A 16,458-nucleotide genomic window follows, 5' to 3' on the forward strand; every position below is an offset into this window, starting at 1 on the left:
TGGAGTGGAAGGCACTTGATCCTCGAAAATGCATTCGCATTTTCTTAAGACGAGATGCTTATTCGAGGGAGCTTATTCAATGTCCTGCGGGAAGAGAGGAAGCGGGAGACCCCGCAGGCGTGAAACGCCGAGGAACTCAGTTCTTCCACGCGGCAGCTTGAGTGACTGGAGCGGAAATCAACGGGCAAGCTTTATAGTCCAAAACCAACAACCTATACGAAAACAGCCTTATTCTAAGCTCTGTTAACCCTGCCTGTTTATTTATTACCAGACTGCATATCTATTTTTGACTCCAAATTAAGCTAGAGGGTAGAATAGTAATGTTCATAAACAGATGACTGCAGGAAAAAATTCAATCTATTAAAACGCAGGGAGGACATTCGATGGAGTCTAAATCTTCCAAGTATGAAGTGGATGTCAATGGTTCTCTTTTTGACTGGGATCTTGATGAGGGAACCTTTAATTTTGAAAATGACGAGGTAGTACTTTTTTGGGTGAATACAGCCTTTAAAACTCTGCTTGACTCAATTGAGGAAATCTCCGGTGAAAAGCCCGCCAAGCTGGTTCTTGAAACTGCTGGCTACCGTACGGGTAAAATTGTAAGCAAATTTTATTTGGAATCCGATAAAGAAAAAGAAACCGTCCTAAGCCACCTCCCGAATATTTACTTAACTGCCGGCTGGGGGAAAACCGACATTGTATCGTTCTGCCTGGAGGAAAGGAAAGCTGTCGTGCGTGTCAAAAATGGCTGGGAATATAAAATCAATATGGCCCAAAAGAAAGAAACAGAAGGCACTTTTCTGCCGGGGCATTGGGCAGGAGTATTAAGCGGCTTATTTGAAACTAAGGTGTGGTACAAGGTAGTAAAAAGCCAGGTACAAGGGGACGAGTATTCCGAATACGAGTTCTTTGAATCTGAAATAACGCCATCACTGAATGTAAATGCCATGATCCAAGAGCAATCTCAGTCTGCCCAAAAAGAAATGGAACAAAAAATCTCTGAACAGACAAGAGTATTATCTGAAATTATTAAAGAAATATCATCACCGATCATTCCGGTCATTGACTCCATTTTGGTCATTCCTTTGGTTGGAAAATATGAAGAGCTTAGAGCGGAGGAACTTTTAAACAGGACGCTATTGAATTTACCTAGATATAAGGCTGAGTACCTTATATTGGATTTAACGGCGTTAAAGGGTGTCGACCAATACACACTCGATTTCCTGCAAAAGTTTGTAAAAGCAGCTTCATTATTGGGCACTCAATGCATATTCGTCGGCATATCACCAGAATTAAGTGCACAAATAATCGAAAGAGGCAATACCGTAACAAAAATTCCGTGCTTTTCTATCCTGCAGCAAGGTATATCATATGCTTTGGAACAATTGGGACTAGAAATTGCAAAAAAGAAATAGAGCCGCAAAAAACAGCATTTGGGATCAATGCTGTTTTTTACGGCTCTAAAATAAAATCTTTTATGGCGTCTGGCAAAATGGCTGTTTCCCATGGGTGCCAGTAATAGACGGTGCCGTCAAACTGCATATTGAATTTGTAGGCAACTGGTTCACCTGTATAAAAAATCATATTATAGAAAATAGGGTCTCCTTTTGCTGTATTCGGATTAAAACCTGGCTGGTTCTTGCTGTCTTTTAGCAGCTGCAGAAAATGGCTAAGGTCATCCTCCTGTTTTAGTTCTAAAATCTTTTTGTCTCCTTTCTGTGTGTAGAGCCTGTAGATTTCAATTCGTTCTACACGCTCAGCAGGCATGTCATCAAAATGCCAGTTAAACTCCTCATTTTCCACTGAATAGTAGACAGAATATCCGTTAATTTCGTCCGGGTTTTTAACAGCAATTAGATCTGGCTGCCCTTTAATTGCATAGATTTCTGTTCCTTTTTCATGAAAAGCTGCATCTCCATTTTGAATTTTGTAATTTGGGTTCGTGACATTGTCTGCAACCCGGAATTTTACCTCTCCAGCCTTTTCTCCCAAGAACTTTTCGTCTGCTAAAATACCTGTATAAATGCCGTTATATTCCCTGCCTTCCCATTTTATAAAATCAACCCAATCAATTACTGTATGTGTATCAAAAGGCATTGATCTGCAGCCGGATAGCAGTGATAAAAGTATGATAAATACAATTGGAATTTTCATGTTATTCCCCCTTACTAAATGGACGGAAATTCCAAAAAATAGTTACGCTTTTATTTACGTTTTTGTATTTTGAAGGGTAATCCAACTTTTACATCAGTGGGCGAACCAAATATTCACTGCTTTAAATTAGAGTTATTTAACGATAAAGCTGCAAAAGCAGGAAACAGAAAAGGTTTACCGAAATACATAAATTGGAATAGAATAGGAGGGTTTGATGTAATCTATGAGATGACGGTTCAAATTCGCGTATCGGATATTAAAGAGGGGCAGAGATGGTATGAGACATTGCTTAATAAGGAACCGGATTTTGTCCCCCATGAGGGATTTGCAGAGTGGGAGCTCCTTCCTGGGTGCTGGCTCCAGGTGGCTGAAGGGCTTCCCAGTGATCGAAGCGGTCCGATTCGGCTGGGTGTAAAAGATCTGGAGGGTGAGCGTGACAGGGTTATGAATCAATTAAGGGTGGAACATTTCGAGATTTTTTCAAGAAAAGAGGTTCCTGTTAAATGGGGGACCTTTACCGATCCGTGGGGAAATGGGATAGGCTTTTTTGAATACATTGAAGAGAAAGAGAAGAAGGCGCAGATTAAACGCATTTTAGGCTAATAGATTAGGAGGATAACTAATATGGAGCTTCACTTTGTAAAAAGACAAGAAGGATTCAGAGGATCTTAACTTGTCCGAGGGTGTTAGCCATATAGAGGGCCTGTACTGATTTTACTGGTTTTTGTGCGCCATTATATAGAAGACATTTTTGAAAGCGGGATACAATGCAGAGGCGTGCTTAGGATTTTCGATGGATTTATCGATTAGGAGGTATGTGTGATGCAGGCAAATATTCTTGATGGTTATCAAGTTAGAACGGCCAGTGAAGGTGAATGCGTACAAATCATAGATATGCTGAAAGAAGTGGCCATATGGATTCGCTCGCAAGGAATTGACCAATGGCAATATTTATTGGAAGGCGGCGAAGATGATGAAATAAAGGAGTCCGTCTCTAAGGGGAACACATATCTTGTTACAAAGGATGATGAACTAGCGGCAACCTTTACTTTATCCTCTGTGCAAAACGACTGGGACAAGCATATTTTTGGTGAAGAAGCGAATCATGACTCTCTTTATTTGCATAGGCTTGCGGTGAAGTCAAAATTTATGAAAACAGGTCTGGGTGCAGCCGTTTTAAAATGGATTGATGAAGAAATAACAACTGATAAACAATACCTTAAGCTTGATTGTGTCGAAAGCAACCCAAAATTGAAGGCTTTTTACAAAAATAACGGGTTTGAACGCATTGGAGTAACTGACGGGCATTGCAAATACCAGAAGAGCCTTCGAAACTAATAAATTCACAATAGTAGGATAAACTAAAATGCTTATTTCATGAATGTATTTTTGCTGTATGTTACTTTTAAGAAGATATTAATGAAAAGGAGTGTTTTGGTTTGCGCAATAAGGAAGTTTTAAAAGAAGAAATTTTGAATGCTTATCATTCCAGGCATGCAACAAAAGAGTTCGATCCTAACAAAAAGATTGAAGAAGATGATTTCCGTTTTATTTTGGAAACGGGGCGTTTGTCCCCAAGTTCATTCGGGTTCGAACCTTGGCGTTTTGTGGTTGTCCAGAATGAAGAGCTTCGCGATAAGATTAAAAATGCTTCCTGGGGGGCATATGGGAAACTCCCAGAGGCAAGTCATTTTGTATTAATACTGGCAAGAACCAAAAAAGATACCAGGTATGATTCGGAATATTTACAGGATCATTTTAAAAATAATTTAGGCATGCATGAAGAATTTATGGCCAATTATTTAAAGCGGATTGAAGAATTCCAAAAGTCTGATTTTAACCTTTTGGATGGGGATCGTCCGTTATTTGACTGGGCGTGCAAACAAAGCTACATAGCACTTGGGAATATGATGACAGCTGCGGCCCAGATTGGCATCGATTCTTGTCCAATTGAAGGCTTTGATATTGAAAAAATGAATAAGCTATTGAATGATGAGGGATTACTGGAGGACGGCAGCTTTGGCCTTTCAGTTATGGTTGCTTTTGGGTACCGTGTAAAAGAGCCAAGGGCAAAGACCCGCAGGCCGTTTGATGATGTTGTTAAGTGGATCGATTAGGAAAAGAGCTTGTACTCTTTTCCTTTTTTTTAGGCAATAAAAAAGGAAATGGCATTCTAACAGAGAAGAATTATTCTAAGGGAAATGCTGGGAGGTCAGGACTTTTACATAGAACAAAATTTAAGTGATGGGATTTGGGATATTCCCTGGAGCTGTGGACAGTTTGAAAATGAATTTCAGATTGCACGAAGAAAGTGGCTAGGCATTCTTGCAGTTAAGCGCTATAAGGTTCTTCATGCCTTTGGCCGCTTGAAAAAAGATGATGATTGAGGTGGCAACTATGAATCTGGTAATGAATACTGAGCTTGCAGATAAACTGGATCAGGCAGAAACTGATGCACTTGTGTCCAGGCTAACGGCTATTAAGAAGAGGAATGGAAATCCCATGGGAGTGGCCATAAAAAATTTCGAAATGCCATTGCCTTTTCAGTGAAAAATATTCCTGGGCCAGCTTTTAATCTTGTTAAAGGCTTAAAAGATGGGGGCGAAGAAGCTGTTGATGAAATAATCGATTTCTACAGCTCAAAAGAAATACCTGTCCGCTTAGAATTAACACCATCGCATGCTTCACCTGCTTTATTAAAATTCCTTCACAACAAAGGGTTTTATCAATGTGACTTCCATACAACGATGTTTGCAGAACCCTCTTATCTAGTTGACTCACCCATAAATTCTGCTATTGAAATTCGCAAGCTGAAGAAACACGAATTCAATCTATTTGGCGATATTTATACAAAAGGATTTGGGATGCCTGATTTCCTGAAGAACGGTATATCAGAAAACAATGAGGTCCTTTTTGACAGCAGCAATTGGAGTTTTTACCTTGCTTATCTTGGCAATGAACCAGCTGGCATTGGAGTGCTTTATATGAAAAATGGCATTGCAACTCTTGCTGCAGCCGCAACTATTTCGGGGCTGCGAAACAAAGGAGTCCAATCAGCATTAATTCAAGCACGTATCTATCAGGCCATAACCCATAATTGCAGCCTCATCACAGGGCAGGCAAGATTTGGTTCGATCAGCCAGAATAATATGGAAAAGGCAGGGCTTAAAATTGCCTATACAAAAGCAATTTGGATCAAAGATTATATTTAAATTGAATAAGTGTAAGATAAATTAAGAGGCTATATTTATAAAAAACTAGAAGGCGAACAGGTAAAGCCATAAGGAAAAGGGCTATTAGGATAAAAATATTGTCATACTTGTATGCTAGTTTAATAGCATATTAAATAGAGGGGAGGCCGGGCAGCCTCCTTTATTTTGTCATTCTTTTAGCGTATTGGACAAATACCGTTCCCTTTTTTCTTCCTTTTCATAGCTTGTTACTAGCTTATGGAAAGGAGGTCAAACATGTTTGGATTTTCAATGATACAAATGGTTCGCACACATGCAGATAAATTGGATTTACAGCTGCGCCAGGATTTGATTCACCTTTATACCCCTTTTAAATGGACACCTTGTTTTTTGCATTCTCCTTTGGAAAAAGTGCTAAAAAGAACAAGAAGCTTCCCTGTACTCGTTGAATTTAAAAATGACTGCAGTTTTTCTGATGCAGTAAAAGAAAGCCAAGTTATTTCTGAAAGGCATTTTAGAGCAAAAGTAAACAGAAGCTTTTCTAGTATTTCCTGCTGCAGCATGGAGATGACACCAGCTGCTCTGGACGATCTATTAACTTCTTGCTCCCATATACACAAAATCTATTACGATCGGAAAGTACAAGCTCTACTAGACGTTGCCACCCCCTCAGTTGAGGCAGGAGCAGCACTTGGGGATAGCAGCTCCTTAACAGGACAAGATGTTACGATAGCTGTCATCGATACGGGTATTTACCCGCACCAGGATTTGCAGAACCCTGATACTCAGCAGACTCGAATTATTGAATTCCAGGATTTTATTAACAACCGCCCAGACGCTTATGATGATAATGGCCATGGTACCCATTGTGCCGGGGATGCTGCGGGAAATGGCATCGCATCCGGAGGCGTTTATCGGGGACCTGCTCCGAATGCAAATCTCATAGGGGTAAAAGTTCTTGATAAGCTTGGATCAGGGTCCTTATCTACCGTCATGGCAGGTGTCCAGTGGTGCATTGATTATAACAGGGACCAAAATACTAAACCTAAAATTGATATTATCAGCATGTCCCTTGGAAGCTCACCTGTAGGCGATCCAGAGGAAGATATGATGGTAAAAGCGGTAGAGGCAGCATGGGATGCAGGTATTGTTGTTTGTGTTGCAGCTGGGAATTCAGGTCCGAATTTTGGAACGATTGCCAGTCCGGGCATTAGTAAGAAAGTCATAACAGTTGGTGCAATGGACGATCGTGACACACCTGACCGTGAAGGTGATACAATAGCAAACTTTTCAAGCCGGGGAACGCTGGCAAGTGAGCTGGTTAAGCCCGATGTTGTAGCACCTGGTGTAAATATCATATCATTGCGGTCGCCAAACTCCTATTTGGATAAGCTTCAAAAATCAGCACGGGTCGGCACTGAATACTTCTCCTTATCCGGAACATCAATGGCTACACCGATTTGCGCAGGAGTTGCTGCCTTAATTTTGGAAAGCAACCGCCAGCTGTCACCAGATTTAGTAAAAGTGAAGCTTATGAATGGCGCAGATGCATGGGGGGATTTTCCGGAAAATCAAAATCCCTATGTGTATGGGGCTGGTTATATAAGTGCCAGGAATTCAATTTTGGGAAAAGAAGACTAGTAGAAAATTCAAAGCGATTCTCTCTAATGGGAAGTAGTTCAAATAGTGTAGAAAAAATATAAATGACAGGTGAAATCGAGTATGAAATCGCAGGATTTTATACTCGATTTATTATTGATGTATTAGGGTTCTTCCTGTTTTATAGACGAATTAACATATGAAATAGCTTACTAATTAGCACAACCGCAATAAACATTGTCACTTCGGTTTTTTTTGATGCGATTAAGGTTTATTCCATGAATTAGAAAAACAAAAGGAATAGGTAATATATGTTAAAATATACATAAAAGAAATATTGATAATGTTCCTTTAACAGGCGGAATTATTGAATAAGCTTTTATTGATAAGGGGGTGAATGATGAATAAGAGTTGGAATAAATTTATTTATAAACTCGGTTCTGTCGTTTACGACAAGTTTTTCAATTCAGGTAAATTCCTTAAAGCTCGAAAACAGATATTTAGAGAAGGCATTTTTGAGGGTGAACATCAAAGTATTCTATTTGTTGGCGTTGGTACGGGAGCCGATTTAGAATTAATTGACACTAATAAGTTCGATATTACTGCTATTGATTATTCCTATGCGATGTTAAACAAGGCAAGAGCCAAATTTAAATCAACTTCAATCAAGTTCTTGAATATGGATGCACAAGAAATGGCTTTTCCAGCTAATCATTTTGACTTAGTTGTGGCAAGTCTGATTTTGTCAGTTGTTCCAGATGAGGATAAATGTATGAAGGAAATAGTAAGAGTTTTAAAACCGAATGGCAAGATATTAATATTTGATAAGTTCTCTCCAAAAGGAAAAAAGCTTCCAATATTTAAGAAGTTCCTTAGGCCATTTATACAGGTATTAGGTACTGACATTGGAAGAGATTTCGAAAGGTTGTATGAAAATCACAATGAGAACCTATCCATAAAAGAAAATAGTCCTATCCTGTTCAATGGGATGTATAGAAAAATAGTGCTTTTTAAAACCTAGAGATATTTCATTGAAGGCGGGATTAATAAAATGCCTCTGTAAATGCTAATTGTTGTTTTTTAGCACCCTGTTTGGTTGGATCTCGCACTGTGTACTCCAATCTATTAATCTTATTTATCAATACTATTATTTACATTTTCTATTTAAAAACAACAATCATTTAGAAAAGAACCAAAAATAATTAACAGGCTGCCGGCAAGCGAGCAGCCTTTTTTTTCGGGAATAGCAGTATTAAAGCTTTAATGTAATTCAACACTCAAGTTTAAAAGTGCTAGTATTAAGAAGCTTTGGCATCCAGCTGCTCTGCTGCAGCGGGTTCCTGTTTGCCGGTATTGCTTAAAAGCAATCCGATTGCCGTACCTGCAAGGGCAGGAAGGACCCATTCCATACCGACTGAAGCAAAAGGAAGGATGTTTCTCAAGCTTTGAAGAGCTCCAAGTTCAAGGCCGAATGCGCTTAAACCGCCCAATGCAGCAAATACTCCGGTGAATAGCATCGCACTTCCATAAACCTTTCGCGGATGTTTAAAATAGCCATTAAAAAAGCTAAGTGTAATAAGTACGATGGTTAATGGGTAAGCAGTAACAAGGAAAGGCACCGATACTTTCAAAATCTGGCTTAATCCTAGATTTGATAAGGTAAAACCAACAAGTGTAACCGCAATGACAATGGATTTATAGCTTGCTTTTGGCAAAAGATTTGAAAAATATTGGCCACATGCTGTTGTTAAGCCGACAACAGTGGTAAAACAGGCAAGCGTAAAGATAAAGCCGATGAAGGCTGTACCAGCTTTACCGAATAATAAAGTAGATGCAGATGAAAGAATAGCTGTACCGTTTTCAAATGTGTCGTGAGCAGCCATTTTTCCGCCCATCAAGCCTAGAGAGACATATACTAATGCCAATAAAGTACCTGCAACCAGAGCGGCTTTTAAGGTATGGCGGGATAATTGCTTTTCATCACGTACACCTTTTTTCTGAATGGCTGTAAGGATCACAATTCCAAAAGCAAGTGCAGCAAGTGCATCCATGGTGTTATAGCCTTCAAGAAAGCCTTTGAAAAATGCGCCGCTCTCATAGCCGCCTGCAGGTGCAAGTTGTGTTGCGTCCAAATTAACCAGAGCTACAGCACAAAGGACAACCACTGAAAGAAGTAGAACAGGTGTAATCCAGCGGCCCATGAATTTCTCCATTTTGGATGGGTTTAAACTGATCACATAAACGAGTAAGAAAAAAACCGCTGTATACAAGAACAATACAAGTGTGGAATTCCAGGACTCATTCGAGAAAGGCATAACCCCCATCTCAAACGCAACACTTGCATTTCGCGGAATGGCAAGGAACGGCCCGATTGATAGGTAGATAACAACCATAAATACTGTGCTGAAAAGAGGATGCACACGGCTGGCAATCGCATTTACACCACCTTTAGCAAGGGAAATAGCAAGAAGGACAACAAAAGGCAATCCAACTGCTGTTAAAATAAATCCGGCCATGGCCATCCAAAAGGAAGTGCCGGATAGGGCTCCAAGAAATGGGGGGAAAATTAGATTACCTGCTCCGAAAAACATTGAAAATAACATGAGTCCGATAAATAAGCTGTCAAATTTCTTCATAGTGAGTATACTCTCCTTTGTTTTTAACATAACCATTTTTAAAGCTAATTGTTGTTATTGGCACCCTGGTGCTTGATCGCCAGCGGGAGAAGACCCCACAGGCGCCGAGGAGCGTCGGACCGACCGATGTTCGCTGACTCTTTGAGTGGATATCAAAGAGCGAAAAAATAAAAAAGACCCGTCCCTATAAAAGGGACGAGTCTGTGCTCGCGATACCACCCTAATTCTGCAGTTGCAAAAAACTGCAGCACTCAGCTACGTACAATCATACGCGTTCCATTGTAACGGCGGAAAACCCGTCAAAGCTTACTCTATTTCAGCTTTGCATCTCGGAGATGATCTTCAGACAGGCACTGAACGCCAGCTTTCACCAAATGCGGGCTCTCTTCGGAACAGTGGTCCTGACTTACTCTTCTCGTCAGCGATTTATTATTTAAAAATAATTTATCAGACAAAAATAGAGAAGTCAATATTTTTCGTCAATTTTGTTTCCTTTTTTAAATAATAGCAATAACGCTTCCCAGCGATGAAGAAGGATATATCAAAAAAAGAGCTCCATTTGGGCTCTTTTTTGATATATTATTTATTTTTATATTCATTAAGCAGTTGTTTAAATGGTTTCCAAATAATGCTCCATAAAACCTGGAGGATAAAAATTTAAAGGCAGAGGTCTTAAAGCAACAATAATTGATTGACACATAATAGCATCTTCCTGTGCTTGTTTTAAATGCTTGTACATTGCTTTTCCACCGACTGAATTGGCAGAATGGATGGTGATGCGGTTAGCAAATAATTTTTCCTGAACCATCAATTGTACGAGCAAAAAGCCATTTCTGTCTGGATGCACTAAATCATGATCTAATGAGAGATGTTCAATTGAAAAAGTCTGCAGCAAATCCATGCATTCATCGACGGTTTCTGCTAAAACATATCCCTCTGGCGCTGAACGGTAGTCATCAAGGAAAACGCTAATTTTCTCGATAAGTTATTGCTCCTTAATTAGGGATTTTTAAGAAAATGTAAGCCCCTTCAGTATTTTCATACAGTGTCATTGTACCACATTTAGCCTTGAATGGCGAATCTTCCCGAAATCAGATATTGGAACCCTGCTTTTCTTTTTTTTATATCCTATAATACGTTATAATCTTTTTCTACGGAGGAATTATTGGCGCACTCCCTCTCGTCAGCTTGTTAAGCATTTTCTAGCTCCGTTTACAAGGTGAATTCGAAGGCGGACGCTATTTCTATTTGTTCAGGAAATAGTCATTAAAAAAGTCAAAAATATTTTATAAACATAGATTTTAGGAGAATAACATGATTAGAATTCAAGCGGTTAATCAGAAGAATGAAATAAGCAAAGACGTTTCTTTAGAAGTTTTGAAAGCAGAATCTGCTCATTTTAAATGGTTTTGGGTTGATTTTGATGAGCCAACAGAAGAAGAAACAGCAGAGCTGGATAAGACATTTGAGTTTCATCCTTTAGCAATAGAAGATTGCATTGTAAAACTGCAGCGGCCCAAAATGGATTACTATGAAGATTATAGTTTTTTTGTAACACATAGCTTAAATCATATTGATGAAAATAAGCAGGAAATTAACTTTTTCATCGGCTCCAATTACATCGTTTCTTACCACCATGAAGCATCAAAAGAAATAAATGAAGTATGGGATCGGTTAAATTTCAGCAAAAAAATAAATAAATGGGATCCCTATTTGGTGATGTATCATATCATTGATAAAATCGTCGATAATTATTTTCCAATCGTCTATCAGCTTGAAGACAGATTAAGCCTGATCGAAGATAATCCAAATGACGAATCTATGGAGGAGCTGCTGGAGAAGTTATTCGATATCCGGCATCATTTATTGCAGATTAGATACACGGTTATTCCGATGAGAGACCTTATTTATCGAGTGATCAATTCACACCGGCTGAAAGGTGTGAAGGAAAGATATGAGTATTTTGCGGATATACATGACCATTTATTAAAACTGACCGAAATGATTGATGGTAACAGAGAACTGACGAATGATATAAGAGACAGTTATTTATCAATAAACTCGCATCAGACGAACCGTGTGATGAAAGTGCTGACTGTCATTACAACTATTTTCATGCCACTGACGTTTATTGCCGGGATTTATGGTATGAATTTTGAAAACATGCCAGAGCTGACCTGGAAATATGGCTATTATGAAACCCTTTTATTAATGTTTATCATTGCTTCCGGGATGTTTTGGTGGTTCAAAAAGAAAGGCTGGTTTAGATAGTTAAACGAACTGAATATTTGAAAAAGCTGTGTCGCATTAATGGCGGCACAGCTTTTTCGTTAGAAGAATTTTTTCTTCCAAAAAATAAGCGCAGTGAAACTTGATAAAAGGAAAACGACGATAAGAATCATAACAAAAGCATAAGGATGGTTCTGATAAGGCAAGGTCACATTCATACCAAAGAAGCTTGCAACCATGGTAGGCAAAGCCAAGATAATGGTTACGGAAGTCAGAAACTTCATCACCATGTTTAAATTGTTTGATATGACAGAGGCAAAAGCGTCCATCATACCGCTTAAAATGGAACTATAGGTTTCTGCCATTTCAATTGCCTGCTGATTTTCGATCATGACATCCTCAAGCAGGTCCTTATCCTCTTCATACATCTTTACATAATTCATCCGCAGTATTTTCTGCAGAACCACTTTGTTGGATTTAAGTGAGGTTGTAAAATAAACAAGGCTCTTTTCTAAAGCCAGAAAAGCATATAATTCTTTATTTTTTAAAGACTGGTGAAGTTCCCGCTCTATTTCATTCGTTTTTCGATTAATTTGTTTAAGATAGCGCAGGTAGTAAGTAGAAATAAAATATAAGATTTGCAGGGCAAAACGGGTTTTCTTATTCGTATAAAAGCCCTTAACTTTATTTTTCTTAAATACTTCCAAAATGGGCGTTTCTTTTGAAGAAACGGTTACAAAGCAATTATCTGTCATAATAATGCCAATCGGAATTGTTTCATAAATGGGAAAACCAGCATCGTCATGTGTCATATAGGGAAAGTCAATGATGATAAAAACATTTTGGTCTTCCTTTTCAATACGTGACCATTCATCGTCATCCAATGCATTTTTTATAAATTCAACAGGAACATTCAATTTATTGGACACGAGCTCAACCTCTTCAAGCGAAGGCTTAACCATGTTTATCCAGCATCCCTTGGTAATCTCTTCAGCAGACATTACTTTGCAATCCTGATCTGTTTTATAAATTTCAATCATAAAAAAACCTCCTCGTTATAAAGAGGAAGCAAAGATACCTCTAACATTGTTGATAATTAAGAAATAGCACTTTCCGCTCAACAAACAGATTTGTCCCGCTTCCTCCTGCAAATTCTCAGGGTCGGGTTCTAAGGAACCGTAGCTGCTCAAAAATATCAACTCCTTTAGTGGTATACCTTTATCATATATTCGTAAGGTGGGGGCTGCAACTAAAACTTTTAACCTCTTTTTTATGCGGAAAATTTTTAATTGACTGTTATATCCAAGGAGGAAAACAATTTATAGAATGGAATATTTATAGAATGCTGTTTGATGGGGGAATCGAGTGTGGGGTGGTTAGAGATTGTCATAATGGCATTCCTGCCGACCTTACTTAGAATCCATAAGAGACTTGATTATTTGGAAGAAGAGGGCAAAAGGCTAAAGCGAGAAGAACTGAATTAACAGTTCGAATTAGAAAGAAGGGGTGGCCGGTATGGAGAAAATAGAGATACTAGAGGTTTTTTCCATTAAAGGATATGAAGCTGAGTTAGCAGATCTTTTAATAAAGGTAGTAGAGGAAGGAGCTTCGATAGGTTTCTTGCCGCCATTAGATAGACCGGAAGCGGAGGGATATTGGGCAGGAATCATAAAGTCGGATGATGTCATCTTATTTTTAGCACGTATGGATGGTAAAGTTGTTGGCTCAGTACAGCTGCATTTATGCACGAAACAGAATGGCAGCCATCGCGCAGAGATCGCAAAATTAATGACAGATACTACTATACGCCGGAAGGGCATTGGACGTTTACTCATGCAAACGGCTGAGGAGAAAGCAAAGCGGGTTGGCAGAACCCTGCTCGTTCTTGATACAAGAGAAGGAGACCCATCAAATGATCTTTATCGGTCAATTGGCTATATCAAAGCTGGTAAAATTCCTGGTTATGCGCAATCTGCTGGCGGAGAACTAGATGCAACAGTTCTTTATTATAAAAATGTATAAGGAGAGGATAGTTTGCAGGATAAAAAAACATTTAACGATGCGACGGACCATTTAAATAAGATTGAAGGGTATCCAGCTAATGTGGAATTAAAGAAGCTTCCGAGACCATTAAGGTTTTTTGGATATTTCTTTATTATCTTCTTTGCTGTATCGGTCCTGTTTATCATCATTATGAATTTTTTGGATTGACCTTTCAGGAGGATGGATATGAATAATGAGAAAATCGATCTGCAAAAATTGTGTGCAGAGCATAAGGACGCACTAGTTTCCTTCGAGCTTCCGGAGGAGCAGGCACAGTTTACTGCATTGCCGAAAGAAGTTTTGGAAACGCGAGAGGGCCAATTCCCCGTTGTTATAACCAAAGACGATTATCCTGTAGGCTTTTTTATCCTGCATACTACCGAAAGAGTTAAAGAGTTTACTGAAAATCCCACGGCTATGCTTCTGACCGCGCTGTCCATTACTTTTTCGCAGCAGGGGAAAGGTTATGCATGGAAGGGCATGGCTCTGCTGCAGCCATTTTTGAAGAAGGAATTTCCCCACTGCAGCGAGCTTGTTTTAGCAGTGAACAGACGAAATATTGCTGCCCAGAAACTATATGAAAAAGCAGGATTCCAGGATACCGGCCGAAGGATAATGGGGAAAAAAGGTGAGCAGTACATTTATAGTTATATCATAGAAAGATAGTGAGTTGATCTTACATAGTGGATTGGAGCCGAAGGGGCAACATCCCCGAAAATGGATTCGCATTTGCTTAGTGCGTTGTAAATTCGGGGTAGCTAATTCAGCGTCCTAGAGGAGAAGTTAGTCAATGGGAGACCCTGCAGATGGGAATGCTCCAGGCGCGTGGGACCGCCTGCGTTCGCTGTGTCCCTGGAACAGAAATCACCAATTCTATAGAGCTATTGTTTTGGAAAAAAGGAGGGTGCCCAAAAGCTATTCTTTCGGGACACCCTTTTTTATTTAAACCACCTGTGTATAATATACAAAAAGAAAATCGTGGCGCTTGTTAAGATGATAACCATTAGATGTGCGTCTGACATCCTGTCTGCCTGGACAGCATCATAAATAGCGATAGAAAGTGTCTGCGTTTTACCAGGGATATTGCCTGCAACCATTAATGTGGCCCCGAACTCTCCCATCGCTCTTGCAAATCCGAGCACAAGCCCTGCCAATATCCCTTTATATGCGAGTGGAATAACGATATAAAGCAGAAGCTGAAATTGATTGGCTCCATCGAGCTCGGCTGCACCAATGGTATCTTTATTGATTGATTCAAAAGCTGCCTGAATGGGGCTAATCAATAAGGGCAGAGAAGCAATCATAGCTGCAATGACAGCCGCTTTCCAAGTGAAAATGACCGGCCCTCCGGTTACCGTCTCAAACCACTTGCCAAGATGCGTATTTCTGCCAAGCAGCAAAATTAAATAGTAGCCTAAAACCGTTGGCGGTATAACAAGAGGAATCGTAACAATGATAGATAAAAATTTCGTCAATCGATTTTTCTTAAAAGCAAACCACCAGGATAAAAAAATACCACAGATAAAAGCTAAAATGGTAGCAAAAATAGCAATCCTTAAAGATAATGTTAAAGGTACAATAATCGTTTCCATTACGGCAAATCAAACCCATACTTTTCTAATATTTCTTGCCCCTGTTTACTCAAAAGAAACTCAGTAAATTTTTTGCTTTCTTCTTTTTTCTCTGATTGTATAGGAATTGCAAGTGTCTGCTTAATTGGTGAATGGGCTTTTTCATCAATGAGTACATATGGCAAATCGGTTTCCTGCAGTAAGGCCAAAGCTATAATCCCGGCATCTGCATTCCCTGATTCCACATATTGAAAGGCCTGCCTTATATTTTCCGCATATACGATCTTAGGCTCTATTTCACTCCATATATCTAAGGCTTCCAATGCTTCTTTCGCTGCTTTTCCATATGGGGCATGATCAGGATTTGCAATCGTTATGGATTTCACTTCTGGGCTTAATAGTTTATCAAGTTTTATCTCTTCACTGTCAGAATCCGAACTTAAAATGGCGATTCTTCCCAATGCGTAATATTGTTTTGAGTTTTTTTCAACTGCATTTTTTTCAATTAGCTTATCAATATAAGACTCCTGGGCTGCTGCAAATAAATCGAAAGGAGCACCTTCCTGGATTTGCTGCGTGAGAAGGCCAGTAGAGCCAAAAGTGAATTCAAGCTCAATTCCCGTTTCCCTGGTGAACTCATCACCTATTTCTGTTAACGCATGATACAAATCCGATGCAGCTACTATATATAGTTTTTTTGTTTCGATTTCCTCTTGGCCGCAGCCGCAAAGCACAAATATAAAAACTAAAAATACCATAACCAATTTTCTTTTCATCCCATCCGAACCTTCCGTATGTATGTATGGTTTCAATATAAGGATATTATAACACCATCATTCATTATTTCGGGAATGATAGATTTGAAAAACATAGACATTCTCTTCGCAAAAGCCTATTTTTTGATATATCGGCGGGATTCGTTGATATATGGCTCGTTTTCGTTGATATAATTAAAAATTCGTTGATATAGGAGATTGATGGTTTATCTTGCTTCACTTTTTTTTAATCTTAAAGGAATTCTCCAAACAATCTCGA

General features: G+C 39.1%; 19 protein-coding genes and 1 other annotated feature. Of the genes, 13 read left to right on the top strand and 6 right to left on the bottom strand.

Translation table 11 applies throughout. From position 1 onward, the window contains the following. The first annotated feature begins 383 nt into the window (after positions 1 to 383). A complete protein-coding gene (locus tag J7I93_RS20685) occupies positions 384 to 1,415 on the top strand; it encodes an STAS domain-containing protein (RefSeq protein ID WP_214728102.1) in 1,032 nt (343 codons plus the stop codon). 37 nt (positions 1,416 to 1,452) lie between these two features. On the opposite strand, the gene J7I93_RS20690 is transcribed toward J7I93_RS20685, so the two are convergent. After that, complete coding sequence (locus J7I93_RS20690) at positions 1,453 to 2,154, bottom strand: hypothetical protein (RefSeq protein ID WP_214728104.1); 702 nt, start codon at positions 2,152 to 2,154, stop codon at positions 1,453 to 1,455. A 228-nt stretch (positions 2,155 to 2,382) separates the two neighbouring features. Here J7I93_RS20690 and J7I93_RS20695 point away from each other — a divergent pair, with 228 nt between their 5' ends. From J7I93_RS20695 to J7I93_RS20725, 8 genes are all read left to right on the top strand, one after another. Then, on the top strand, positions 2,383 to 2,757 hold the full coding sequence (locus tag J7I93_RS20695; RefSeq protein ID WP_214728147.1) for a VOC family protein: 375 nt from the start codon (positions 2,383 to 2,385) through the stop codon (positions 2,755 to 2,757). Between the two features lie 219 nt (positions 2,758 to 2,976). Then, entirely contained in the window at positions 2,977 to 3,492 is a 516-nt protein-coding gene (locus J7I93_RS20700) for a GNAT family N-acetyltransferase (protein ID WP_214728106.1), read from the top strand. A 101-nt stretch (positions 3,493 to 3,593) separates the two neighbouring features. Next, positions 3,594 to 4,271: an NAD(P)H-dependent oxidoreductase gene (locus J7I93_RS20705; RefSeq protein WP_214728108.1), complete on the top strand. Its 678-nt coding sequence runs from the start codon at positions 3,594 to 3,596 to the stop codon at positions 4,269 to 4,271. Between the two features lie 84 nt (positions 4,272 to 4,355). Continuing rightward, entirely contained in the window at positions 4,356 to 4,541 is a 186-nt protein-coding gene (locus tag J7I93_RS20710; protein ID WP_214728154.1) for a hypothetical protein, read from the top strand. Between the two features lie 10 nt (positions 4,542 to 4,551). Next, positions 4,552 to 4,704 carry a hypothetical protein gene (locus tag J7I93_RS25560; RefSeq protein ID WP_214987952.1) on the top strand — a complete coding sequence of 51 codons (153 nt, stop codon included), beginning with the start codon at positions 4,552 to 4,554 and terminating at the stop codon, positions 4,702 to 4,704. Further along, entirely contained in the window at positions 4,701 to 5,366 is a 666-nt protein-coding gene (locus J7I93_RS20715; RefSeq protein WP_214987950.1) for a hypothetical protein, read from the top strand. Before J7I93_RS25560 ends, J7I93_RS20715 begins: the two co-directional genes overlap by 4 nt. 255 nt (positions 5,367 to 5,621) lie before the next feature. Further along, the gene (locus tag J7I93_RS20720; RefSeq protein ID WP_214728110.1) at positions 5,622 to 6,986 is read left to right on the top strand and encodes a S8 family peptidase; all 1,365 of its coding nucleotides are present in this window, start codon (positions 5,622 to 5,624) and stop codon (positions 6,984 to 6,986) included. Positions 6,987 to 7,344: 358 nt separating this feature from the next. Further along, complete coding sequence (locus tag J7I93_RS20725) at positions 7,345 to 7,965, top strand: class I SAM-dependent methyltransferase (RefSeq protein ID WP_214728149.1); 621 nt, start codon at positions 7,345 to 7,347, stop codon at positions 7,963 to 7,965. A gap of 277 nt (positions 7,966 to 8,242) precedes the next feature. Here the strand turns inward: J7I93_RS20725 and brnQ are convergent, their stop codons facing one another. After that, a complete protein-coding gene (gene brnQ / locus J7I93_RS20730) occupies positions 8,243 to 9,580 on the bottom strand; it encodes a branched-chain amino acid transport system II carrier protein (RefSeq protein ID WP_214728112.1) in 1,338 nt (445 codons plus the stop codon). A 188-nt stretch (positions 9,581 to 9,768) separates the two neighbouring features. Beyond that, positions 9,769 to 10,011, bottom strand: a binding site (T-box leader). A 179-nt stretch (positions 10,012 to 10,190) separates the two neighbouring features. Then, a complete protein-coding gene (locus J7I93_RS20735; protein ID WP_214728151.1) occupies positions 10,191 to 10,562 on the bottom strand; it encodes a cyclic-phosphate processing receiver domain-containing protein in 372 nt (123 codons plus the stop codon). 332 nt (positions 10,563 to 10,894) lie between these two features. On the opposite strand from J7I93_RS20735, the gene corA reads away from it, so the two are divergent. Continuing rightward, complete coding sequence (corA, locus tag J7I93_RS20740) at positions 10,895 to 11,851, top strand: magnesium/cobalt transporter CorA (protein WP_214728114.1); 957 nt, start codon at positions 10,895 to 10,897, stop codon at positions 11,849 to 11,851. A gap of 59 nt (positions 11,852 to 11,910) precedes the next feature. Here the strand turns inward: corA and J7I93_RS20745 are convergent, their stop codons facing one another. Continuing rightward, a complete protein-coding gene (locus tag J7I93_RS20745; protein WP_214728116.1) occupies positions 11,911 to 12,849 on the bottom strand; it encodes a magnesium transporter CorA family protein in 939 nt (312 codons plus the stop codon). Between the two features lie 475 nt (positions 12,850 to 13,324). Between J7I93_RS20745 and J7I93_RS20750 the strand changes: the two genes are divergently transcribed. From J7I93_RS20750 to J7I93_RS20760, 3 genes are read left to right on the top strand one after another with little or no spacing between them, the layout of a single operon-like run. Next, positions 13,325 to 13,831: a GNAT family N-acetyltransferase gene (locus J7I93_RS20750; RefSeq protein WP_214728118.1), complete on the top strand. Its 507-nt coding sequence runs from the start codon at positions 13,325 to 13,327 to the stop codon at positions 13,829 to 13,831. Between the two features lie 12 nt (positions 13,832 to 13,843). Next, on the top strand, positions 13,844 to 14,020 hold the full coding sequence (locus J7I93_RS20755; protein ID WP_214728119.1) for an amino acid transporter: 177 nt from the start codon (positions 13,844 to 13,846) through the stop codon (positions 14,018 to 14,020). Between the two features lie 18 nt (positions 14,021 to 14,038). After that, complete coding sequence (locus J7I93_RS20760) at positions 14,039 to 14,518, top strand: GNAT family N-acetyltransferase (RefSeq protein ID WP_214987946.1); 480 nt, start codon at positions 14,039 to 14,041, stop codon at positions 14,516 to 14,518. Between the two features lie 272 nt (positions 14,519 to 14,790). Here J7I93_RS20760 and modB read toward each other — a convergent pair whose 3' ends face one another. Continuing rightward, a complete protein-coding gene (gene modB / locus J7I93_RS20765; protein WP_214728121.1) occupies positions 14,791 to 15,444 on the bottom strand; it encodes a molybdate ABC transporter permease subunit in 654 nt (217 codons plus the stop codon). After that, on the bottom strand, positions 15,444 to 16,199 hold the full coding sequence (gene modA / locus J7I93_RS20770; protein WP_214728122.1) for a molybdate ABC transporter substrate-binding protein: 756 nt from the start codon (positions 16,197 to 16,199) through the stop codon (positions 15,444 to 15,446). Before modA ends, modB begins: the two co-directional genes overlap by 1 nt. Positions 16,200 to 16,458 lie beyond the last annotated feature (259 nt).

The organism is Bacillus sp. ISL-47, assembly GCF_018613175.1.
GTDB lineage: Bacteria > Bacillota > Bacilli > Bacillales > Cytobacillaceae > Cytobacillus.